Source organism: Orientia tsutsugamushi str. Boryong, assembly GCF_000063545.1.
GTDB lineage: Bacteria > Pseudomonadota > Alphaproteobacteria > Rickettsiales > Rickettsiaceae > Orientia > Orientia tsutsugamushi_C.
In genome coordinates this window covers 567,290-590,531 of sequence record NC_009488.1, presented here as the reverse complement: position 1 = coordinate 590,531, position 23,242 = coordinate 567,290, and the positions used below count along the sequence as shown (strand labels likewise).

General features: G+C 31.8%; 18 protein-coding genes and 6 pseudogenes. 15 read left to right on the top strand and 9 right to left on the bottom strand.

Annotation, left to right across the window (positions count from 1 at the left end; translation table 11 throughout):
* Positions 1–53 precede the first annotated feature (53 nt).
* Together OTBS_RS02830 and OTBS_RS02825 are read left to right on the top strand one after the other, a co-directional pair.
* On the top strand, positions 54–533 hold the full coding sequence (locus tag OTBS_RS02830; protein ID WP_041621147.1) for an HD domain-containing protein: 480 nt from the start codon (positions 54–56) through the stop codon (positions 531–533).
* A gap of 121 nt (positions 534–654) precedes the next feature.
* A complete protein-coding gene (locus OTBS_RS02825; RefSeq protein WP_011944508.1) occupies positions 655–1,605 on the top strand; it encodes an Rpn family recombination-promoting nuclease/putative transposase in 951 nt (316 codons plus the stop codon).
* 78 nt (positions 1,606–1,683) lie between these two features.
* On the opposite strand, the pseudogene OTBS_RS02820 reads toward OTBS_RS02825, so the two are convergent.
* The 6 genes and pseudogenes from OTBS_RS02820 to OTBS_RS02800 form a co-directional block, all read right to left on the bottom strand.
* Positions 1,684–1,938 (bottom strand): annotated as a pseudogene (locus tag OTBS_RS02820) (conjugal transfer protein TraD); the annotation flags it as partial.
* A 346-nt stretch (positions 1,939–2,284) separates the two neighbouring features.
* On the bottom strand, positions 2,285–3,421 hold the full coding sequence (locus tag OTBS_RS02815; protein WP_050897503.1) for a reverse transcriptase domain-containing protein: 1,137 nt from the start codon (positions 3,419–3,421) through the stop codon (positions 2,285–2,287).
* A gap of 573 nt (positions 3,422–3,994) precedes the next feature.
* A pseudogene (locus tag OTBS_RS11435) lies at positions 3,995–4,290 on the bottom strand (transposase); the annotation flags it as partial.
* Between the two features lie 727 nt (positions 4,291–5,017).
* Positions 5,018–5,986, bottom strand: a complete 969-nt coding sequence (locus OTBS_RS02810) for an L-threonylcarbamoyladenylate synthase (protein WP_011944575.1) — start codon at positions 5,984–5,986, stop codon at positions 5,018–5,020.
* On the bottom strand, positions 5,964–8,015 hold the full coding sequence (gene glyS, locus OTBS_RS02805; RefSeq protein WP_011944574.1) for a glycine--tRNA ligase subunit beta: 2,052 nt from the start codon (positions 8,013–8,015) through the stop codon (positions 5,964–5,966). Before glyS ends, OTBS_RS02810 begins: the two co-directional genes overlap by 23 nt.
* On the bottom strand, positions 8,008–8,886 hold the full coding sequence (locus tag OTBS_RS02800; protein WP_011944573.1) for a glycine--tRNA ligase subunit alpha: 879 nt from the start codon (positions 8,884–8,886) through the stop codon (positions 8,008–8,010). The genes glyS and OTBS_RS02800 overlap by 8 nt, the downstream gene beginning before the upstream one ends.
* A gap of 547 nt (positions 8,887–9,433) precedes the next feature.
* Between OTBS_RS02800 and tsa56 the strand changes: the two genes are divergently transcribed.
* The 7 genes from tsa56 (at position 9,434) to recF (ending at position 17,487) form a co-directional block, all read left to right on the top strand.
* Positions 9,434–11,032, top strand: a complete 1,599-nt coding sequence (gene tsa56 / locus OTBS_RS02795) for a type-specific antigen TSA56 (protein ID WP_011944572.1) — start codon at positions 9,434–9,436, stop codon at positions 11,030–11,032.
* A gap of 227 nt (positions 11,033–11,259) precedes the next feature.
* On the top strand, positions 11,260–11,991 hold the full coding sequence (locus OTBS_RS02790) for an outer membrane protein (protein WP_011944571.1): 732 nt from the start codon (positions 11,260–11,262) through the stop codon (positions 11,989–11,991).
* Between the two features lie 211 nt (positions 11,992–12,202).
* Positions 12,203–13,675 (top strand): UDP-N-acetylmuramate--L-alanine ligase, encoded by a 1,473-nt coding sequence (gene murC / locus OTBS_RS02785; RefSeq protein ID WP_041621449.1) that lies wholly within the window; start codon positions 12,203–12,205, stop codon positions 13,673–13,675.
* Entirely contained in the window at positions 13,644–14,555 is a 912-nt protein-coding gene (murB, locus tag OTBS_RS02780; protein WP_011944569.1) for a UDP-N-acetylmuramate dehydrogenase, read from the top strand. Before murC ends, murB begins: the two co-directional genes overlap by 32 nt.
* The gene (locus tag OTBS_RS02775) at positions 14,533–15,507 is read left to right on the top strand and encodes a D-alanine--D-alanine ligase (protein ID WP_080571811.1); all 975 of its coding nucleotides are present in this window, start codon (positions 14,533–14,535) and stop codon (positions 15,505–15,507) included. The genes murB and OTBS_RS02775 overlap by 23 nt, the downstream gene beginning before the upstream one ends.
* Entirely contained in the window at positions 15,500–16,330 is an 831-nt protein-coding gene (locus OTBS_RS02770) for a cell division protein FtsQ/DivIB (RefSeq protein WP_232488877.1), read from the top strand. The genes OTBS_RS02775 and OTBS_RS02770 overlap by 8 nt, the downstream gene beginning before the upstream one ends.
* 17 nt (positions 16,331–16,347) lie before the next feature.
* On the top strand, positions 16,348–17,487 hold the full coding sequence (gene recF / locus OTBS_RS02765; protein WP_041621146.1) for a DNA replication/repair protein RecF: 1,140 nt from the start codon (positions 16,348–16,350) through the stop codon (positions 17,485–17,487).
* Positions 17,488–17,652: 165 nt separating this feature from the next.
* Here recF and OTBS_RS11425 read toward each other — a convergent pair whose 3' ends face one another.
* Positions 17,653–18,054, bottom strand: coding sequence for a transposase (locus OTBS_RS11425; RefSeq protein WP_080571919.1), 402 nt, complete (start codon positions 18,052–18,054; stop codon positions 17,653–17,655).
* A 52-nt stretch (positions 18,055–18,106) separates the two neighbouring features.
* Between OTBS_RS11425 and OTBS_RS18220 the strand changes: the two genes are divergently transcribed.
* The 5 genes and pseudogenes from OTBS_RS18220 to OTBS_RS11410 form a co-directional block, all read left to right on the top strand.
* The gene (locus OTBS_RS18220; protein WP_410517961.1) at positions 18,107–18,271 is read left to right on the top strand and encodes a conjugal transfer protein TraH; all 165 of its coding nucleotides are present in this window, start codon (positions 18,107–18,109) and stop codon (positions 18,269–18,271) included.
* A 297-nt stretch (positions 18,272–18,568) separates the two neighbouring features.
* A complete protein-coding gene (locus OTBS_RS18215) occupies positions 18,569–18,718 on the top strand; it encodes a hypothetical protein (protein WP_410517950.1) in 150 nt (49 codons plus the stop codon).
* A gap of 28 nt (positions 18,719–18,746) precedes the next feature.
* Positions 18,747–18,860: pseudogene (locus OTBS_RS13895) on the top strand (IS5/IS1182 family transposase); the annotation flags it as partial.
* 486 nt (positions 18,861–19,346) lie between these two features.
* Positions 19,347–20,513, top strand: a pseudogene (locus tag OTBS_RS02755) (reverse transcriptase domain-containing protein).
* 302 nt (positions 20,514–20,815) lie between these two features.
* Positions 20,816–21,539 (top strand): annotated as a pseudogene (locus OTBS_RS11410) (IS5 family transposase); the annotation flags it as partial.
* On the opposite strand, the pseudogene OTBS_RS13890 reads toward OTBS_RS11410, so the two are convergent.
* Together OTBS_RS13890 and OTBS_RS02745 are read right to left on the bottom strand one after the other, a co-directional pair.
* Positions 21,526–21,621, bottom strand: a pseudogene (locus OTBS_RS13890) (IS5/IS1182 family transposase); the annotation flags it as partial. The pseudogenes OTBS_RS11410 and OTBS_RS13890 sit on opposite strands and share 14 nt — an antisense overlap.
* Before the next feature lie 359 nt (positions 21,622–21,980).
* Positions 21,981–22,382: a hypothetical protein gene (locus OTBS_RS02745; protein WP_041621144.1), complete on the bottom strand. Its 402-nt coding sequence runs from the start codon at positions 22,380–22,382 to the stop codon at positions 21,981–21,983.
* Positions 22,383–22,750: 368 nt separating this feature from the next.
* On the opposite strand from OTBS_RS02745, the gene OTBS_RS02740 reads away from it, so the two are divergent.
* Positions 22,751–23,236, top strand: coding sequence for an RNA pyrophosphohydrolase (locus tag OTBS_RS02740; protein WP_011944565.1), 486 nt, complete (start codon positions 22,751–22,753; stop codon positions 23,234–23,236).
* Positions 23,237–23,242 lie beyond the last annotated feature (6 nt).

Genomic DNA, 23,242 nt, shown 5'->3' with positions numbered 1-23,242 from the left:
AATCTTCATAATGATATTATCTGCCTTAGAAGACAAATCTTGAAATATAGGTAATGTTTTATGCAAAAAAATATCATAGCAATCAAAAGCGAGATACAGGAGAACTATACTACACACATCCATTAGAAGTAGCCCACATGGTATCAGACCACACCTTTAAAACTGATATAATTATTACTGCAATATTACACGATGTAATTGAGGATACAAAACTAACCAAAGAAAAGATAGCAATGGAATTTAATAATAACATTGCCGAGCAAGTTCTAGCTCTTATAAGAAACATATGTGGTAAGAAAACCAGTTCCATGAAAATGATTAAAACATTAGTGAATCAAGATAAAGTAGAGCTATTACTAATCAAACTATTGGACAGATTGGATAATATTAAAACTATATTCATAAAGCCAGCCAAAAGAAGACAAGAAATCATACTAGAAACGCAGCAAGAATTTATACCTCTTGCTGAATACCTTAAATTACCAGAGATTGCTATAGAGCTAAATAAATACTGTGAGCTTTATGCTACCTAATAAACTAAAGTTTAATAGGGGGTTAATGTAGTGAATTGCAGAAATTAAAATTCAATAAGAGAATGTTCATGTAAGTTATTTTGTTGTATAATTTAAAAAGAATAGAAAATATGAAAAATATATGCATTTATCAAGATTTTTAGATCCAAAGAATGATGTAGCATTTAAAAAGATATTTGGATCAGAAAAAAACAAGGACATACTAATACATTTTCTGAACGATATATTATTGTTTGAAGGGAATAGAGAAATAACAGAAGTAGAGTTTTTAGGTACGATATTAGACGCTGATATAGCGTCCAAAAAAGAATCAATAGTAGATGTTTTGTGTAAAGATAAAAACGGAGCGCAATATATAATAGAAATGCAAGTAGATCCTACACAAGGATTTGAAAAAAGAGCGCAGTATTATGCAGCAAAAGCATATGGTAGGCAACCAAATAGAGGAAAGGAAGGAAAATACTCAGACCTAAAGGAAGTTATATTTATAGCTATAGCAGATTATAAATTGTTTCCAAACAAAGAAGACTATATATCAAGGCATGTAATATTGGATAAAAAGACATATGAGCATGATCTAAAGGACTTTTCATTTACCTTTATAGAATTACCAAAATTTAAAAAAAATAGAGTGGAAGAGTTAAGTGATATAACAGAGAAGTGGTGCTATTTTTTTAAACATGCAAAAGAAACAACATTAGATGGATATCATAAAATAATAGGTGAAGATTTAATAATCAAAAGAGCGTATGAGGCATTAGATCAGTTTAATTGGAGCGAAGACGAACTAATAACCTATGAACAAGAGTTAAAGCGTATATGGGATAATAAAGCAGTAGAAGATTATAAACTCGAACGCGCTAAAGCTGAAGGTATAAAGCTCGGTGAGGCTAAAGGCATAAAGCTCGGTGAGGCTAAAGGTAAAGCTGAAGGTAAAGCTGAAGGTAAAGCTGAAGCAAAAAAAGATTTTGCAATAAAATTATTGAAATCTGAATTATCAGTTGAGACAATTGCTGAATATACGGATTTATCAATACAAGAAGTATTAAATTTAAAAAATAGCGTAAAATAATAAGAAATATACAACATACAAAATTTTACCTTTAATGTGTTGTATGCTATTTCTATTAAATCATATAGATGCCTTATATCACACTACAAGTTCTATACTATACTGAACATTGAGAAGGGTATTCTTTAAGGCCTCAATATCTTTAACATGGCCGCACCATTCTTGACGAAAGCTATTCCATTTTAAGCCATGAAGGCGAATGTGGCGCTTAGTGTTTTCATCTAGTTCAGAGGAAAATTTTAAAATCACAGCAGCTTTATTTTGCTGTTCCTTATCAAAAATATTTTTACCGATTGTAGTCCAATGATTCTGAACATTTGGATGTAAAGATAGCTGGTTCAAAAAAAAGTAGCGTTATTTTTTGAACTCTAAGATTTATGTGAGTAGACCTAACCAATTGCTCAATTAGGCCCCTCCTCAGAACCGGACTTGCAGAATTACCGCATCCGGCTCTCAAAAATAAGATAAGCATTATGCCTTATTTGTTTTCTAGAACATTGAGACAATCTTTCCAATTTTAGGAAAATTTACTTTTTTAAGTATCTCGGTTAGTCTTTTCCAATTCATCTTACGTTTTCCTCCCATTCTATTAAACCAGTTATATATTGCACGTGTACTTTGGTTGATAAATGAACTTACTCGTCTTTTGTTATCCGATATACCATGATAGTTGATCCATTCACCTAATAACTCTAATGACTTGTGATAATGTTTGTGTTTTATCTTGCTTGTTTAGCTGACTACGCAAATATTTTCTCAGTCCTTTCAGTTTCTCAGTAAAACGATCTCTCCTTGAGGTATATTTTAGTCTCCATGTTATGCCAAATCTTGATTTTCTCCAATAGCAAGTAAATCCAAGAAAATTATAACTTGAGATCTTCTTGTCTTGTTTGGCTAAATTTGCAGCATGGTCTCTACCAGATTTAATCATTTGTGATTTAGCTTCATTGATATTTAGCCCATACTTATTTAACCTTTTAGGCAAAACATCATAAAACCTTTTCGCATCTGTTTCCTTTTCAAAGACAAATACCATATCGTCGCAGTACCTCACCATTCCTGTTTGTCCCATTAAGTTTTCTTTGCTGATTTTTGCAAACCAGCTATCTATAACATAATGCAGAAAGACATTTGCCAGAATTGGTGAAACTATTGATCCTTGACGACAACCTTCTTTGTTAGTAACTATAGTACCATTTTCTATGATTGGTGTTTCAATCAGTTTCATAACTAGTCTTAGAAATTCCATCAACTCACAATGCTTGATTGTATTGAAACACTTTGTTATATCAATCTCTACTATAGCCCCTTTATTGAAGTTATACGTAAGTCTATTTAACTCCCTTAAAGCGTCGTGTGCATTTAATTTAGGTCGAAATCCATATGAATACTTTAAGAATATTTGCTCAAACACAGAGTTTAGTATCTTGCTTACTGTAGACTCGATTATCTTATCTTCAAAACATGATATTACCAAATGTCTTTTGCCTCCATCTTCTTTTGGAATTTCTGTTATTCGTGCAGGTTTAGCCTGATATTTCCCATTGCAAATTCTAGTAAGAAGCGAGAGCAGATTTGCTTTCAACTTCTTACCATAATCCTCTTTGGTTATACCATCTATTCCTATCGCTTTCTTGCTATCGAGTTCCTTATATTGTTCTTCTAATATCTTTAAATCAATGATATGTCCAAGATTATTAAACTTTATGTCTTGATTTAGATTATTAAACTTTATGTCTTGATTTTTCGATGATAGCAACTTTATACGCTCAAGTTTCGTTAACCATGTATTTCTGTCTATGCTGTGTACAGCCATTGTTTCCCTCTTGCATTCTTACTTTTCTGCTAACCCTTTGCTCCACCCACATTACTAGGTTTCATCACTACTATGGCTAACTCAGCCATCCTTACACCATCTCCAAAGCCTTATGTTTCATCACTTGTACTTTGAATACTTACTTAATTACGTAAGAGTTATAAGGACTTCTCAAGTTGTGTCATTAATCTTTACAAACTCGCTGACGCCTGCGACCCCGGTGGTTGAAAATTTTTGGATTTTTACTAGTTTGACCTCCAATCTTCTTTTGCCTACTATGTGCTAGAACATATCGGCTTCCACTACATCTCACTTTCAGGGCTATCACGTTCACCATTTGGTTTCGGCTCGAATGTTTCACTGTCTACGCTTTACTACTGTCGTTACCTTCAGCAGCACAAGACTCGCTATATGGTGGATCTAGCTTCTCCTTCCATAACTGGACTTTCACCAGTAAGATTAATTCACCTTTTCTTGACGCACAGACTATATCTCTTAATATTAGATACCATGATAAGAATCAAGAAAAGAAATAATAATTTTATAAAAAAGATGTAAGTTTTTATAAAATTATTATTTTTGCTGGATTGAAATATTGGGATTAAAAGGAGAATTATGCTTTAAAACACCGTAAATATATGTAATAACTTACGCATAGCGGCAATAAGGATAAGCATTTTGGGTTTGCCAGTATCAGACAAACGTTGAGAAAATTGCTTGATAATACAATTATGTCTTAAGGCAGACATAGCAGGCATATAAAAAGACCTACGTAGATCTGAATTACCAGTTCTAGAGATTCTACTAGCACAACGTACAGAGCTACCAGATTGACGACGCTTAGGATTAAGACCTACAAAAGCTACAACTTATTTAGCAGAACTTGTCTCTTTAGAAATATCAATCACTAAAATTATACTATTTATAATCACCAATTTTATGTTAAAGTTAACTGAATATACTTAAAATTAACATTGTAAATACATGCTTTTCATACTTTCCCTTATCCTAATCTTGCGTTAAGAATACCGTCAGGTTTTTTTTAGTTTTCAAAAAAGCTAGGTACTTATCTAAAATTCAGGCTATTATCCTAAGGTCATGCACTGTATACTAGCTTTCTTTTTTATACTTAATGACACAAGTAATATAGATAATAATTTTTAAAATCCTTACATTGAGATAAATAAAAATAGATCTCTTTCGAAACTGGTTGACGTAGTTCAAAATTATTGCTGATAAATATCAAAATAGACGTAAAAGATTAGGTCTTAGATTTAATTTGATCTCTGGCATTCATAATTTTGAACAACGTCAACCAGTTTCGAAAGAGGTCTAATATATCAGTATTGTTAATAACTCAGTTAAAAATAACTTTCCATCTTTGTTTTTTTTTGATTATTACTTGGTATTAATCTCTTTCTTTCTCACTCTTGATATATCTTGCAAGAATTATCTATTAAATAGTATACTGTTATAATACATTTTTTCATGTTGAGTTATTTTATTTTTATTTAAATTTTCTTTGTAACTCAACATTTTATCTTTGTATATCTTTTATTCTATACCTTTTATACTTTCTCTTGTCTTATTCTGGGGTTAATATGAGCTTGCGCGATTAAGCTTGTCATTGATAGCAATTCCTATGCCTATATTTGGTATTTGAGCTATAGCGATAGTCTCAACCTCATTGATAGGATTTTGTGCATAGTTGTCAAGTTGATGAAGCATATGATATAAGTTTGCTGCTGCATTCATTAAATTACTGTTTGGGCTAAGATTTAGGCAGTATTTTCCAGTTAGAGTATTAGGCCCATAATTTAATCCTACTTCTTTTGGAAGAAGCTTTGTTGCATTTAACCTAATTTTAGTAATAGGAGAATAATGCTTTAACATCATTCCTGGAGCTTTTAAAAGCTTGTTATGTTTTTCTGCTATAATAGGGTTTTGCCCAGTAATAGTCTTTATTATTTCTGTTGTAATGAATCCATGGCGTAATATTGTTGGTCTATCAGCAGTAGTATCAATTATAGTAGATTCTAATCCATAAGTTGATTGAGCGCCCTTAAGAATGAATATGTCTGGAGAATTTTGGAAATGGATATTGGCATGTTGATAGGTAGTAGGGCTGAGATAGCCTGATGGGTTTGCGCTTGGAGCAGCTATAGGTTTTTGTGTTAACTGTAGCAACATGAGAGCTACCTTATGAGATGGAATTCTAATTGCTACAGTATCAAGATTTGCTGTTGCTGTTCTGCTAATTCCTGCTGATTGATTAAGTGGTACAACTAAGCTAATTGGGCCTGGCCATAAGGTTGCTAGTTTAATAGCAAGATTGTTAAATATGCCTATAGTTTGAGCAGCTTGTATATTGCTGACATGAATAATTAATGGATTATTCATTGGTCTGTTTTTGATTTTATAAATGCTTTGACAAGCATTGTCATTAGTTGCATCAGCTCCTATGCCATACACTGTTTCAGTAGGGAATATAACTAATTTCCCTTGTTCAATAAATTGTGCAGCAACATTTATATCATTATTATTACTGTTCATATTTGCTAACATAATGTTTTATTACTTTGTCAAATGGTGCTATATTATTGCAAAACTGTACTACATATTGTAATATAAGCTTGCGAGTATCAGTAAGATACTGATCAGTAGTGTTAACAGTGACATTGTCTAAAAATTCTGCAATTTGTATGCTAAGATTTGATAATTGATCAAGAGCTAAAGTAAAACTTTCAGCTGAGAATTGAGTAGATAATTGGCTAACTTTTGAATTCATAGCTTGCTGATATAGGATGGTTTCTTGTTTAGTTAATAATTTGTAACCATCTATTTTTGCTTGACGAATTTCTTCATCTTTAATGATATTATACGCTCTTTTATATGATTGTATAAAGTTTTGACCTTTAGTTGAGGTTAAAAAATGATCAAGAATATTCATTCTTAATTCTAACTCAGTAAGATCATCATAGTTGTTTTGCTGAAATATAGCTTCGACTAACAAATGATTAAATTTTGCATTAAGTAAATTTTTTGTTTTATCTTTTATGAATAGTAGTACTTCGGTTGCTAGCTCATTAGTATAAATATCATGAAGTTGATAAATGAAAGTTAATAAATCTAATAATTTTACTTGTATTTTATTAGTTAAAATTATTCTAGCGATAGAAAAAGCGCATCTACGTAATGCAAATGGATCTTTTGAACTAGTAGCGCGCTCTCCTGCTAAATATAGGCTAGTTAAATTATCAAGCTTGTCAGCTAAAGCAAGAATTGCTGCCTTACCATTAGGTACTTCATCTTCAATTCTGGTAGGATAGTAGTGGTTGCCGATTATATTAGCGACTGCAGGGCTGAGTTTGTCATTTAAAGCATAGTATTTTCCCATTATTCCTTGTAGATTAGGGAATTCTTGTACCACTTCTGAGACTAAATCTGATTTACACAGTTCAGCTGCAATAGCTAGTTCTTGATCATCAGGTGCAAGCTTATGGCATATTTTTTTTATTCTCTGAACTTTATCAAATATACTACCAATTTTAGTGTGAAAGACTACTTTTTTTAATTTTTCTAATTTACTAAGCAATGTAAGTTGACAGTCTTGATTAAAAAAGTATATAGCATCAGTTAGACGAGATGATAAGACTTTTTCATTTCCTTTGATAATATTGCTGTAATCTTCAGTATTGATATTGGTAACAAATAAAAAATATGGAGCTAGTTTATTGCTATGATCTTTTGTAGTGAAATATTTTTGATGAGTTTGTACAGAAGTGATGATGATTTCTTCTGGTAAGCTAAGAAACTCATTAGGTATTGTGCCATATAATACGATAGGGTATTCAACTAAACCAGTAACTTCATCAAGTAATTTATTATTGTAATTTAAGGTGATGCCTAGAGTTTGGCATGTTTTTTCTAAGGAATTAAGTATAATAGCTTGTCGTTCTGATCTGTCTAATATGACAAAATTATCTCTTAAATTATTAGTATAATCTTTCCATGTGCTTACGGTAAAGCTATTTGGACTCATGAATTTATGCCCAAAGCTTTTATTATTTGATGTTAGATGATGCCAGCTGATTTTTAATTCTTCGCCATTGAACATGCATAAAATGTTTCTAAGTGGTCTAACCCAATTAATCTGATAATTCCCCCATTTCATTGATTTTGGCCAAGTGTATTCTTTAATGGAATTTAATATGATTTCTGGTAATAGATCTTTAATAGGTTGAGTTGGAGTAACATGAGTATAAACGTAGAACTGCTGATTATTAAATGTTTTTATGGTTAAGTCCTTGCTTAAAATAGACTTAGCTTTGCAAAATCCTTCAACAGCTGATTTTTTTGCTCCGACTTTAGGGCCTTTATGTTCAATTGCTTTAGCGGCTAGTTCTTTGCTGCTAAAGACTGTATGTAGAACCACTCTGCATGGGCCTATATATACTTTTAAGTGATTAAAACTAATATTAGCTAATTTGAAATTTTTAGTAAAAATTTCTTGAAATGCTAATTCAGCTTTTTTTTGCATTTTAGCTGGAATTTCCTCAGAGTAGAGTTCTAATATTAAACTGTAACTATGCATTTGATATATTAAGATTTTTTATATATTGATTACATACTGTTTGAGCTAGTGTTCGTATTCTAGCGATATAATTAGTGCGTTGAGTAACTCCGATTACTCCTCTGCTATCAAGTAGATTAAATAAGTGGCTAGCTTTTAAACAGAAATCATATGCTGGTAGAGGAAGATTTTGCTTGACTAAATCTTGGCATTGTTGTTCAGCGTCTTCAAATTGTTTAAACAATATATTTGTGTTGGCGTATTCAAGGTTATAAGCAGAAAATTGCCGTTCATTCTCTATGTTAACCATTTGATATGTTAAAGCTAGTTCTCCTGATTGATTATTCCAATTTAGTAGTTTAATATCATCGACTTCCTGTATGTACATTGCTAATCGTTCAAGTCCATAAGTGATTTCTATAGGTACTGGATTGCATTCTATGCTAGCTATTTGTTGTAAGTAAGTAATCTGAGAAATTTCCATTCCATTACACCATACTTCCCAGCCTAAGCCTGAGGCTCCTAGGGTAGGGGATTGCCAGTCATCTTCTACAAATCTAATATCATTAGTTTGAGTTTTTATGTTGAGATATTCTAAGCTATGTAAGTAAAGAGCTTGAATATTATCTGGAGATGGCTTAATTATGACTTGAAACTGGTAGTATTGCTGTAAACGATTAGGGTGGCTGCCATATCTACTATCAGTTGGTCGCCTGGATGGCTGAACATATGCTGCACGCCATTTGGCTTGCCCTAGCAATTTTATTGCTGTTGCAGGATGAAAAGTTCCTGCGCCAATTTCAACGTCATATGGTTGCAATATAGCACAGCCTTGATTGCACCAGAATTGCTGCAGGTGCATTATTATTTGTTGAAAAGAAAGTTTGTTCATTTTTTATGTGGGCTAATTTTAGATAATACAATGTTAGTATAATTATGTGGTTAAATTAATGTATCTTGATTTAAGATTTTATATAAAATAATAATTAAGACAGGGCTTGATTATTTAGCTTGAAAAACTGTTGCTATTTTAGCTAAAAATAAACTTTTAGGCAAGAAAAATTATTAATAATTGAAGGTAGTTGTTGCGTAAAAAGTAGTGTTATGCTATCTAAGGTTAACTGTAACAAGGTGCTAATAGATAATTAATGTATTTTCGAACGTGTCTTTAAACATATATATAAGAGCAGTGTTCTATTGAATGTTGTCTTTAAGTTATATATAAAAAATAAAAATAAATTTTACAATGGATAAAACGCTTTGAAGCGATATTTTTAACACAGTGTTTTATAGATTGTTTAAATTATTTTACAAGTACTATTAAATATTAGTATACTAAATAATAGTTTTTTGATATAAAACTAAGTTAGTGTGGCTAAATAATTAGTTTAGAATGGTTACCACTAAAAAATAAATTTAATTCTTTTAAGGAGATTAGAATGAAAAAAATTATGTTAATTGCTAGTGCAATGTCTGCGTTGTCGTTGCCGTTTTCAGCTAGTGCGATAGAATTGGAGGATGAAGTAGGATTAGAGTGTGGTCCTTATGCTAAAGTTGGAGTTGTTGGAGGAATGATTACTGGTGCAGAATCTACTCGCTTGGATTCAACTGATTCTGAGGGAAAAAAACATTTGTCATTAACAACTGGACTGCCATTTGGTGGTACATTAGCTGCGGGTATGACAATTGCACCAGGATTTAGAGCAGAGCTAGGTGTTATGTACCTTAGAAATATAAGCGCTGAGGTTGAAGTAGGTAAAGGCGAGGTAGATTCTAAAGGTGAGATAAAGGCAGATTCTGGAGGTGGGACAGATGCTCCTATACGTAAGCCGTTTAAACTTACACCACCTCAGCCTACTATGATGCCTATAAGTATAGCTGATCGTGACTTTGGGATTGATATTCCTAACATACCTCAGGCGCAAGCGCAAGCTGCACAGCCTCCGCTTAATGATCAGAAGCGTGCTGCAGCTAGGATCGCTTGGTTAAAGAATTGTGCTGGTATTGACTATATGGTGAAGGATCCTAATAATCCTGGGCATATGATGGTAAATCCGGTGTTGTTAAATATTCCACAGGGCAACCCTAATCCTGTTGGACAGCCACCGCAGCGAGCAAATCAGCCTGCAAATTTTGCGATACATAACCATGAGCAATGGAGGAGTTTGGTAGTTGGTCTTGCTGCATTATCAAATGCTAATAAACCTAGCGCTTCTCCTGTCAAAGTTTTGAGTGACAAAATTATTCAGATATATAGTGATATAAAGCCATTTGCTGATATAGCTGGTATTAATGTTCCTGATACTGGTTTGCCTAATAGTGCATCTATCGAACAGATACAGAGTAAAATCCAAGAATTAGGTGATACATTGGAAGAACTCAGAGATTCTTTTGATGGGTATATTAATAATGCTTTTGTTAATCAGATACACTTGAATTTTGTCATGCCGCCGCAAGCACAGCAACAGCAGGGGCAAGGGCAGCAACAGCAAGCTCAAGCTACAGCGCAAGAAGCAGTAGCAGCAGCAGCTGTTAGGCTTTTAAATGGCAGTGATCAGATTGCGCAGTTATATAAAGATCTTGTTAAATTGCAGCGTCATGCAGGAATTAGGAAAGCCATGGAAAAATTAGCTGCCCAACAAGAAGAAGATGCAAAGAATCAAGGTAAAGGTGACTGCAAGCAGCAACAAGGAGCATCTGAAAAATCTAAAGAAGGAAAAGTCAAAGAAACAGAGTTTGATCTGAGTATGGTTGTTGGCCAAGTTAAACTCTATGCTGACCTAGTTACAACTGAATCATTCTCAATATACGGTGGTGTTGGTGCAGGGTTAGCTTATACTTATGGAAAAATAGATAATAAGGATGTTAAAGGGTATACAGGCATGGTTGCATCAGGAGCACTTGGTGTAGCAATTAATGCTGCTGAGGGTGTATGTGTGGACTTAGAGGCTGGTTATATGCACTCATTCAGTAAAGTAGAAGATAAGTACCAAGTAAACGCGTTTATTGCAAGTGCATGTGTGCGCTATAACTTCTAGTTTTTCTTTAAAATTATAAAAAAAAAGCAGCTAAAAGTCCTTTGCAGGTTTTTTAGCTACTTTTTCAGAGTTTTTATAATAATAAAAATTAACTTTATTCTTTGCTATTTAATTAACTTAAAGCTTGTTGGATTATATATAGAAATATACTCCTAAAATGGAGAAGTTTTTGTAATTAGGAAGCATTTAAATCAATAACAACAGTCATAAAAAATAAGTAAAAGTTCATGAGTAAAATAAAAAAAGTAATAATAAATGCTATTACTGCGCTTTCTGCATTATCAAGTTCATCTTTGGTACATGCTAATAATTCATCAGAATATTTAGACTATTTAGAATATAATTATTATGCTAAGGTTAGTGCGGTTGGATTAATGCCAACCAATTGGGAATCTCATTTTAAAAATAAAGAGCTTGAGTTTAACAAATTTTCATTTGGAATAGGTGGAAGTTTAGGGGCTTATGTAAATCGATATTTTAGGACAGAAGTTGGGGCTATGTGGCTCTTTGATATTACAACTAAACCAGAGCAAAGTGTAAGTAATTCACAGGAAGAGCAACAAGCTAGCGGTAATGACTTAGATAATAATAATAATCCTAATCATAAGCTAGATAGCAGTTTGTTATCTCTTAACTCTGGAGTTCTGGCATTAAGGTGTTATCTTAATTTAATTAAATTAGGGCCAGTGTCAATTTTTGCTGGTGGAGGGGTTGGTGCTTCATATACTGGTGGTACAATAGAACAGCATAAGATAGGTTATAAAGTTGGTTTTTATAAAGAAGCTATGGCTGGTATATCGGCTGAAGTAATTGATGAAGTGCACTTAGATGTTGAATATAGGTATATGTGGATAGGAAGCATTACAGGCGAAGATGTGAAAGATAAGCCATATGATAACTTTAAGACGTATGATCTTAATGGCCATACTTTATCATGTAGTGTTAGATTTAGCTTTTAAGTTCTTATAACATTATAGAAAAAAAAGAAATTATGAAAAATTATGTAAAAATTTTGATTAATTTCTTTTTCTAATTTTAGCTGCTTATTTAGTTAATATTGAGTTGCAGCTTATGCTTAAGCAATGCTGATAAGCTGATAAATGGAAGACGGCTGTATATTTTAAAAAAAATAGCATGTCAAAAAGGCATGCTTATATAAGTATTATTTGCATGACATTGTTAGCAAATCGAAGACTTAAAAGTAATTTTGGTATTGTGCATATTATTGGTATCGGTGGCATAGGTATGAGTGGTATTGCAGAAATAATGTACAATCTAGGTTATAAGATTAGAGGGTCAGATCTTACTAGTAATGTTAATACTGAAAGATTGAGATTATTAGGCATTGAAGTATTACATGGCCATAATGCTAATAATATTAATGGAGCAGGAATTGTAGTTATATCTTCTGCTATAAAACACAATAACCCTGAATATCAGGCTGCAATCTTAGCAAAAATACCAATAATATCTAGAGCAGAGATGTTAGCTGAGCTAATGAGATCAAAGGTTGCTATAGCAATTTCAGGATCTCACGGCAAAACTACTACAACAGCATTGATTGCTTGCATATTTGAAGCATGTGGGTTACATCCTACAGTTATTACTGGTGGAATTATGAATAATAGGGCCACAAATGCTTATTTAGGTGATGGTGATTATTTCATTGCTGAAGCTGATGAATCAGATGCAACTTTTATTAAAATTCCTGCAACGATTGCTGTTATTACTAATATTGATGTTGAGCATTTAGATTTTTATAAAAATTTTGATAATTTGATTAGTGCTTTTCGTAAATTTATTATTAATTTACCATATGACGGTTTTGCAGTAGCTTGTATTGATGATATTACAGTACAAAATTTAATAGCTAAAATTACATCTAGAAAGATTATTACTTATGGTATTGATTCTAAGAATGCACATATTCAGGCATTTAATATTAATACTGATAATGGTTATTCAACCTATGATGTTAGAATTAAAGCATATAATTTTCATAATGAAGTCATAATTACGCAAGTTACTTTACCAGCTTTAGGTAAGCATAACATTCTCAATTCACTAGCTGCAATAGCTATTGCTGTAGAGCTAAACTTAGACTTAAATATTATTAAGGATGGATTTAAAAATTTTAAAGGTATTGCGAGGCGCTTTACAAAGATCGGAGAGTATAATAACATTACCGTTATTGATGACTATGCTCACCATCCTGCAGAAATTATAGCAACAATTGATACAGCAAGATGTATTGCAGATAAGCAGCAGGGAAGGGTTATAGCTGTATTTCAACCGCATCGTTACTCTAGATTAAAACAGTTATTTTCAGAGTTTACTCATTGCTTTCAACGTGTAGATCAATTATATATTTCGCAAATATACGATGCTGGAGAACAAGAAACATATAACTTATCTCATATTTCTTTAGTTAATGCTATTAAGAGTTATTATCATAGCGTATATGTTATGCCTATAAATAATTTAGATGATTTGCCACAAATTATTTATAGGCAAGTCAAACCATGTGATATTATTCTACTAATGGGAGCTGGAGATATTACTAAATTTGCAGCAATATTGCCACAGCAATTACAGAAATTATTAAAGCAGCATGTCTACAGTGATATCACTACCAAAAATTAACGGTGAATATAGAAAAAATTTCAAACTATCTCAACTGACTTGGTTTAAGGTTGGTGGAATTAGTCAAGTTTTTTATAAACCTAAAGATGAGGAGGATCTGTCTTGCTTTTTAAAAAATTTACAATTTGATATTCAAATTACAGTATTAGGAGCAGGATCAAATTTACTTATCAGAGATAATGGTATTGATGGTGTAACAATTAAATTAGGTAGAAGTTTCAATGAGATTAATTTTGTTAAAAATAATCACTATAATATTATTAGTGTTGGAGCTGGAACTTTAAACTATGATGTTGCAAAATTTTGTCTACAACATAACTTAGGTGGTTTAGAATTTTTAGTAGGAATACCTGGCACAATAGGTGGGGGGATTGCTATGAATGCTGGAGCTTATGGACAGGAATTTAAAGATGTTGTTTATTCTGTTGAGGCTTTAGATAGATTAGGTAATAAGCATATATTTTTATCTAAAGATTTAAACTTTGAATATAGGCAATGTATCGTGAATGGCTTTTTAATCTTTACAAAAACTAATCTCATTTGTTATAATGACAGTAAAACAAGTATTAGTCAAAAGCTACAAAAAATACAAACAGTTCGTAAATTAACGCAGCCAATTAACCAAAAAACTGCTGGTAGCGCTTTTCGTAATACTAACAACTATAAAGCTTGGCAGTTGATAGATAAGGTAGGATTACGTGGGCATAGTATTGGTGGTGCTCAAGTGTCAAATCTACATTGCAATTTTTTAATTAATAATGGAAATGCTACAGCTAGCGATATTGAAAATCTAGGGGAGTTGATTCGTAAAAATGTTTTTGACCATACTGGTATAACATTAGAATGGGAGATTAAAATTGTTGGTAAAAAAAGCCTATAGTGTTCAAAGACGCAATTCTGTTGTTGAAAGTATAACTAGTTCAGGCAAAAAGCATGTAGTAATCTTATATGGTGGTATGTCAGCAGAAAGAGAAGTATCATTGATGTCTAATGATAATGTACAAGCTGCTCTTATCTCTAATGGATATCAGGTGACTCGTATAGATGTTGGGCAAGATATTGCAGTTAAACTATCTGAAATTACACCACCATATACAGTATTTAATTGTCTAGTTGGTACATATGGAGAGGATGGATGTATTCCTGGTTTATTAAATATTATGAATATACCATATACTCATTCTGGTGTAAAAACTTCTGCTGCTGCATTTGATAAACAAATTGCTAAAACTATATTACAATGCTATAAGATTAAAACTCCTGCCAGTATAACTATCAATAGTAATGATAATGTAATAAATGATCCTATTTTAAGACCATATGTTATAAAGCCACTACAGCAGGGGTCAAGTATAGGTGTAAAAATTGTACATTTAGAAGATAAATTTCTATTTAAGGATTATAAATTTCAATTTGGTAATAAGGTTTTAGTTGAGCAATATATCAAGGGTAGAGAGCTACAGGTTGCTTTACTAGATGGTAAAGTAGTTGGAATATTAGAAATTAAAATGCTTAAAGATAAAATCTTTTATGATTATCAAAGTAAATATAGCCCTGGATTTGCTGAGCATATTATTCCACCTAGGCTTCCTGTTAATACTGTCAATCAAATTATGAACATTGCAGAAAAAGTGTATAAAATTTTTGACTGTAGGGGGCCATGTAGATTGGAATGCATATTATCTGATATTGACAATGAAGTTTATGTTATAGAATTAAATACTCATCCTGGCATGACATCCTTATCAAGTTATCCTGAAATTGCACAATATTATGGTATTAGCTTCAATGAATTAGTGGAAAGAATATTAATTACAGCCAAATGTGATTGAATTAAATAAAATGTACAACAAAAGTACTACTATAATAAATCAAACAAAAAAAGTTAAAAGAATCAATATTCCTTTAAGGAGATCTATTATTAACTATTATACTAAAGTTGTATTAGCTGTCAAAGTTGTAGTAGTAATACTAATATTTATGTTACTATTTACCAATAAACTTAACTTTATAAAAAGTGATATAGCTAATAAATTGATTGAAGTAGCTAGTGACTTTGGTTTTAGGCTTAAAAAGGTAATAATTGATGGACAACAAAATGTTACAACAGATAAAGTTATTGCTGCAATTAATGCTGATACTGGTACTCCAATATTTGATATTGATATTCATGCAGTTAAGGAACGACTTGAACAAAACAGCTGGATACGTAATGTTGTTATAGAAAGAAGACTACCAAATACGATATATGTTGGTATTTTAGAAAGAAAGCCAATAGCAATTTGGCAACTAAATAAGCAGTTATATCTCATTGATAACGAAGGAATAGTGCTGCATACAGATAAAGTTTCAGCATTTTCTTCCCTACTACATCTAGTTGGGCAAGGTGCTAACTTACATGCTAACCAATTAATTCTTACTATTAGTTCAGAGCCTAATTTAGCTTCAAAAATTGTTTCTGCAGTAAGGTATGGCAATCGAAGATGGAATTTGATATTTCAAGAAAATATCGTAGTTAAAATGCCAGAATCTGATTTTAATCAAGCTTGGCAATATTTAGTTAAATTATTTCAATCTGATAAGTTTTTTAATCAAAAATATAAGGTCTTAGATTTACGAGACTCATCAAAATATTATATTGAATATCATAATTAACACAATTGTACATAATAATGATATTAGGTACGAATTCAATATGTAGAATAACAAAGTTGGTACTACATAATTACCGCAATTTAACTGAATTAACAGTATCTCCCAAATGTGATAAAATATTAATTATTGGTAAAAATGGTAGCGGTAAAACAAATTTGTTAGAATCAATATCATTATTTGCTCCTGGGAGAGGCTTACGTGGAGCTAAATATAGTGATATTTTAAGAAAGGAAGCAAACTCATCAAGTAGTAGTAGTAATTGTCATAATACTTATAGTCAATGGATAGCTGAAATCACATTACAAACGGCTATTAATATTGTAAAAATCTCGACTAATTACTATCAAAATACTACTAAGCGTAATATAAAGCTTAATGATAATACAATTACAAGCCATAAGTTGTTGGAGCTTGTAAATATGATCTGTATTACTCCACAAATGGAAAGCGTTTTTCTTAATGGGGCTACTCAACGCAGAAAATTACTTGATAGAATAGTTTATTTATTTGACTATAAACATGCTGAGCGTGTTAATAAATATGAGTATTACTTGCGAGAAAGAATGATTTTACTAAGAAGTAATTCTAGCCAAACTAGATGGATTAATGTGATAGAAAATTGTTTAGCAAGTATATCAGTAGAAATTGCTTCATGTCGCTATAATGCTATTAAGCAATTGCAACTGTATCTTGATGAAATTGATGCTCCGTTTCCTAAAGTTAAACTCGATATTCAATGCCAGATAGCAGAGCTATGTTTGCAGCAATCGCCAAAACTATTAGAGTTGATTAATAGTAGATTTTGTAATTCTCGTACAATCGATGGTAACTCTGGAAAAAGCAACTTTGGAGTTCATCGTAGTGATTTTAAAGTAATTCATAGTGTCAAAAACCAGCTAGCTCAATTTTGTTCTACTGGCGAGCAAAAAGCTTTATTAATTTCACTACTGATCGCACAGATGTTACAATCTAGAAAGAATTATAATAGGTTTCCAATACTGCTATTAGATGAATTATTTATTCACTTAGACATAGAAAAAAGGCAATATTTAGCAAAATTTTTAACTCAATTTCCAGTTCAATGTTGGATTTCATCAACAGAGCCAGATGATGCAAATCTATTTAGTAATAATTGCGATATAGTTAATCTTCATTAACCATAGTTTGATATAACTCTAAATTATGATAATAGCAAGTTAGAAAGGTATAATATAATGTAACAAGCTACAAAAGCTTTTGGTTTCTAGGTTATCTTTTTTCTCGCATAGATAGCTAAACTACTATAAAACAGTACTTAAGTTCTCTAGCATCATAACGCTAGATTAGGATAAGTTGAGTGAAGAAAAAGAGGAGGAAATAAGATAGGAATTGAGTTTTGAGATAGAAAAGTTGCAAGAGAAGCAATTTATATGAACAAAGAAATTAATAAGAGAGTAATGTCTAGTATGCTCTAAATGGATATGTTTTTTTAGTACATTAAAGACATCTTCAATTAAGGAATGTTTATTTAATAAATGCTTATCATCTATGTCCAATAAATATGTTTTCATATCTTTACGAAGATTAGTAAATAAACGTAGACCATTGGCCAACAGTTGATGAAATAAGTCTTTAGATATGTAAGATTTATCACAAAACAATTTACCAAATAAGCCTTTAGAAATAACTGAAGCTACAGATATGTTGCTTTTATTATTAATTATAACATTATCTATAGGGAACATTTGTCTTCTATGGCAGAGATAGTATCAGTATGAAGATTTATATAGGTTTGGCATAAAAATTTTTTCAACTCGAACAAGCCAAACATCCTTTCAGCCATTTGCTATAACTCCACCATCTTTAAACATGAGCTGTAGCGGTATTGATGCCTATCTTGGTAGCTTCTCTGTTATTTCTGGAGAAGAATTAGTTCAACTAATGAAAAATATTGGTTCTTAAGCTAAAGTTTATGCATTTTCATTAGGATTAAAAACCTTTGCTCCTCAAATTGAGAATGCTCTTAAGGACTTACATAATCTAGCAATGGAGATGAATTAATTTGCAAAAGGAGATTGCGAATTAACGAAAGCTTTATTTGCTACAGCTTCACCAAGCAACTTGGCAATGAGAGAAGCTATCTGCTGCGATATACAATTACAAAGCTGTTTTGATTATTTTGCGGCTGGTAAAAAATGTCGTAATGATTTAGATCAAAAACAAGCTCTGTGACAAGCATAAAATAAAGATTCAGAGCTAATGCTTGATTATTATAACATCTTCACTAAAGCAGCAGCGAAGATTGGAATACCATCAAATATGCGTGATTCAATCATGTCTATGACTGGCACTATCGTAGTTACAAACAATAATAGACTTCTTTCGACACTAGAGAATGATGTAGAATAGTGCTATAAAGATCTGATTTGAGGTAATAATGAAATTCGAACAGATTAAAGAGTTAAAAGATGAAAAATTTCGTCGATTAACAGGAGTAAGGAAGGGAACATTTTCAAAGATGGTGGATATTTTAAGTAAAGCTGATGGTCTGTGCGTCAAGAAAAGGTGAATTAATCTTACTGGTGAAAGTCCAGTTATGGAAGGAGAAGCTAGATCCACCATATAGCGAGTCTTGTGCTGCTGAAGGTAACGACAGTAGTAAAGCGTAGACAGTGAAACATTCGAGCCGAAACCAAATGGTGAACGTGATATCCCCGAAAGGCTTATATAGTGGAAGCCGATATGTTAGACTACATAGTAGGCAAAAGAAGATTGGAGGTCAAACTAGTAAAAAAAAACCCAAAAATTTTCAACCACCGGGGTCGCAGGCGTCAGCGAGTTTGTAAAGATTAATGACACAACTTGAGAAGTCCTTATAACTCTTACGTAATTAAGTAAGTATTCAAAGTACAAGTGATGAAACATAAGGCTTTGGAGATGGTGTAAGGATGGCTGAGTTAGCCATAGTAGTGATGAAACCTAGTAATGTGGGTGGAGCAAAGGGTTAGCAGAAAAGTAAGAATGCAAGAGGGAAACAATGGCTGTACACAGCATAGACAGAAATACATGGTTAACGAAACTTGAGCGTATAAAGTTGCTATCATCGAAAAATCAAGACATAAAGTTTAATAATCTAAATCAAGACATAAAGTTTAATAATCTTGGACATATCATTGATTTAAAGATATTAGAAGAACAATATAAGGAACTCGATAGCAAGAAAGCGATAGGAATAGATGGTATAACCAAAGAGGATTATGGTAAGAAGTTGAAAGCAAATCTGCTCTCGCTTCTTACTAGAATTTGCAATGGGAAATATCAGGCTAAACCTGCACGAATAACAGAAATTCCAAAAGAAGATGGAGGCAAAAGACCTTTGATAATATCATGTTTTGAAGATAAGATAATCGAGTCTACAGTAAGCAAGATATTAAACTCTGTGTTTGAGCCAATATTCTTAAAGTATTCATATGGATTTCGACCTAAATTAAATGCACACGACGCTTTAAGGGAGTTAAATAGACTTACGTATAACTTCAATAAAGGGGCTATAGTAGAGATTGATATAACAAAGTGTTTCAATACAATCAAGCATTGTGAGTTGATGTAATTTCTAAGAAAGAGAATATCTGACAAGAAATTTCTAAGACTAGTTATGAAACTGATTGAAACACCAATCATAGAAAATGGTACTATAGTTACTAACAAAGAAGGTTGTCGTCAAGGATCAATAGTTTCACCAATTCTGGCAAATGTCTTTCTGCATTATGTTATAGATAGCTGGTTTGCAAAAATCAGCAAAGAAAACTTAATGGGACAAACAGGAATGGTGAGGTACTGCGACGATATGGTATTTGTCTTTGAAAGGGAAGCAGATGCGAAAAGGTTTTATGATGTTTTGCCTAAAAGGTTAAATAAGTATGGGCTAAATATCAATGAAGCTAAATCACAAATGATAAAATCTGGTAGAGACCATGCTGCAAATTTAGCCCAACAATGCAGGAAGATCGCAAGTTATAATTTTCTTGGATTTACTTGCTATTGGAGAAAATCAAGATTTGGCATAACATGGAGACTAAAATATACCTCAAGGAGAGATCGTTTTACTGAGAAACTGAAAGGACTGAGAAAATATTTGCGTAGTCAGCTAAACAAGCAAGATAAAACACAAACATTATCACAAGTCATTAGAGTTATTAGGTGAATGGATCAACTATCATGGTATATCGGATAACAAAAGACGAGTAAGTTCATTTATCAACCAAAGTAAACGGGCAATATATAACTGGTTTAATAGAATGGGAGGAAAACGTAAGGTAAATTGTAAAAGACTAACCGAGATACTTAAAAGAATAAATTTTCCTAAAATTGGAAAGATTATCTCAATGTTCTAAACAACAAATAAGGCATAATGCCTATCTTATTTTTGAGAGCCGGATGCGGTAATTCTGCAAGTCCGGTTCTGAGGAGGGGCCTAATTGAGCAATTGGTTAGGTCTACTCACATAAGAAATCAAAAGGTGGGCGTAAAAATAAGCTTAATTTAGAGGAACAGTTGCTGATGGCCTTAGAATACCTTAGAGAATACTGTACTTATTTCTATATATGTTAGAACTATGGGATTAGTGAAAGTTCAGGATATAAATCTGTTAAATTGGTAGAAGATACCCTAGTTAAACACCCAAACTTTGCTCTTCCAGGTCGTAAAGCTCTAATGAAGAGTGATATGAATTATAAAGTAGTCTTGATTGATGCTACTGAGAGTCCTATAGAAAGACAAAAAAAACAAAAATTCTATTATTCAGGAAAGAAGAAAAGGCATACACTAAAAACTCAAATAGTGGTATACAAGAAAACGCACCAAGTAATATGTACAGATTTTTCTAACAGTAAAAAACATGACTGTAGATTATTTAAAAAATCCAAAATTCTTATTCATCCTAAGGTTAAAGCGATTACTGATATAGAATATCAAGTTATACAAAAAATTTACAATAATTCTGAATTACCAAAGAAAAAAAGCAAGAAAAATCCTTTAACTAAAAATGATAAAAAAATAATCGTAGTTAGCAGGAGAAAAAGTTGTATATGAAAACGTTATTGCTATGCTAAAACGGTTCAAAATTATTGCTGACAAATATCGAAATGGACGTAAAAGATTCGGTCTTAGATTTAATTTGATCTCTAGCATTTATAATAGACCTCTTTCGAAACTGGTTAAGGTAGTTTAAAATTATAAATGCCAGAGATCAAATTAAATCTAAGACCGAATCTTTTACGTCCATTTCGATATTTGTCAGCAATAATTTTGAACTACCTTAACTAGTTTCGAAAGAGGTCTAATTTTGAACTACCTTAACTAGTTTCGAAAGAGGTCTAATTTTGAACTACCTTAACTAGTTTCGAAAGAGGTCTAATTTTGAACTACCTTAACTAGTTTCGAAAGAGGTCTAATTTTGAACTACCTTAACTAGTTTCGAAAGAGGTCTAATTTTGAACTACCTTAACTAGTTTCGAAAGAGGTCTAATTTTGAACTACCTTAACTAGTTTCGAAAGAGGTCTAATTTTGAACTACCTTAACCAGTTTCGAAAGAGGTCTAATATAAAAAAATAAAGCACTATGATTTTATTCTGAGTAGAACTTTGTATTTCACTGCTATTAATCATTACCCTAACTAGCTACAAACTTAACTAATTCAAACGAAAACCCTTGAGCTTCAAAAGCATGCTCTAGAATGGGCTTGTAATTTGATTTGATATAGCTATCTTCAAAGCTTGTTAGAGCCTTAATGAATATTTTTTTATTAACATTATCTTCATTTACAATTTCTAATTCACTAAACCATATTTTATCAATAACTTGCTCATATTTGTAATATTGAAGTATGTATTTTCGTACTTTGAACAATATAGAGTTAGAACCTAGCTCTTTACTAAGTTCTGAAAGGTAATCTTCATCACTTATTTGTTGCTGTACAACTGTTGTTTTTTGATACTCCGTTGTGCTATTAGTAACTTGTTTTGATTCATCAAATGGTATAACTTGTAACTGCTCAATATCGTTGCTATGCACAGCTCGTACCTCATGTAATATTTTGTAATTTTTTTGTTGTAAGAGTAGTTACTTACATTGACAAAAAATACAAATTTAGCTACAGTTAAGCTTGAAATTACAAATGAGATAATAAACTTTAATAGCAGTATTTATATCTTTACAGGAAAGAAAGTTGTTGCTTTAGTACTTATGCTAACTCATTTTTAGTTATCTTTTTTATTAAGAACTAGCGTTTTTACAGAATTAATTATTTTTTCTTTTATTAGAACTTATGATATCTGTTGTTAACGCGAAGACTTGATTAGTGCAAAATTCAGATCTATGTTTTTCTATTTTCTATATTGAACTGTAGTTAATAATAGTACAAATTAAAGCCTTTATACATCATGGATGATAAAATAAAAAATTACAATAACTTACCATATCGAATAGGTGTAGGTATGGTGATTATTAATCAGAAGAAAGAAATTTTTACAGGTCAAAGAATAGATTCAGCACGTCAATACTGGCAAATGCCACAAGGAGGGATCATTTTGGGAGAAACATATAGTAAAGCTGTATTAAGAGAAATGAAGGAGGAAATTGGTTGCAATAAAGCTATTATAATGGCAGAAAGTAGAAATTGGTACAGTTATCACATTCCAAAATTTCTTGTGCATAAATTGTGGAATAGCAACTTTAAGGGGCAAAAACAAAAGTGGTTTCTGATAAAATTCCTTGGAAAGGATGAAGACATTAATATAAATACAATATACCCAGAATTTAGTCAATGGAAGTGGATGAATAGTAACCAACTGATAAATAATGCGTTGCCATTTAAAAGAAAGCTTTATAAAGCAGTAATCAATGAATTTCACATATTTTTATTATAATTGCTC

Coding starts and splice junctions, on each gene's coding strand:
- murC (WP_041621449.1), top strand. CDS start 12,203: ATGACATTGTTAGCAAATCGAAGACTTAAAAGTAATTTTGGTATTGTG.
- recF (WP_041621146.1), top strand. CDS start 16,348: ATGATATTAGGTACGAATTCAATATGTAGAATAACAAAGTTGGTACTA.
- tsa56 (WP_011944572.1), top strand. CDS start 9,434: ATGAAAAAAATTATGTTAATTGCTAGTGCAATGTCTGCGTTGTCGTTG.
- OTBS_RS02815 (WP_050897503.1), bottom strand. CDS start 3,421: ATGGCTGTACACAGCATAGACAGAAATACATGGTTAACGAAACTTGAG.
- OTBS_RS02810 (WP_011944575.1), bottom strand. CDS start 5,986: ATGTTAGCAAATATGAACAGTAATAATAATGATATAAATGTTGCTGCA.
- OTBS_RS02800 (WP_011944573.1), bottom strand. CDS start 8,886: ATGAACAAACTTTCTTTTCAACAAATAATAATGCACCTGCAGCAATTC.
- OTBS_RS02830 (WP_041621147.1), top strand. CDS start 54: ATGTTTTATGCAAAAAAATATCATAGCAATCAAAAGCGAGATACAGGA.
- murB (WP_011944569.1), top strand. CDS start 13,644: ATGTCTACAGTGATATCACTACCAAAAATTAACGGTGAATATAGAAAA.
- OTBS_RS02740 (WP_011944565.1), top strand. CDS start 22,751: ATGGATGATAAAATAAAAAATTACAATAACTTACCATATCGAATAGGT.
- OTBS_RS11425 (WP_080571919.1), bottom strand. CDS start 18,054: ATGTTCCCTATAGATAATGTTATAATTAATAATAAAAGCAACATATCT.
- OTBS_RS02790 (WP_011944571.1), top strand. CDS start 11,260: ATGAGTAAAATAAAAAAAGTAATAATAAATGCTATTACTGCGCTTTCT.
- glyS (WP_011944574.1), bottom strand. CDS start 8,015: ATGCATAGTTACAGTTTAATATTAGAACTCTACTCTGAGGAAATTCCA.
- OTBS_RS18215 (WP_410517950.1), top strand. CDS start 18,569: ATGCTTGATTATTATAACATCTTCACTAAAGCAGCAGCGAAGATTGGA.
- OTBS_RS02825 (WP_011944508.1), top strand. CDS start 655: ATGCATTTATCAAGATTTTTAGATCCAAAGAATGATGTAGCATTTAAA.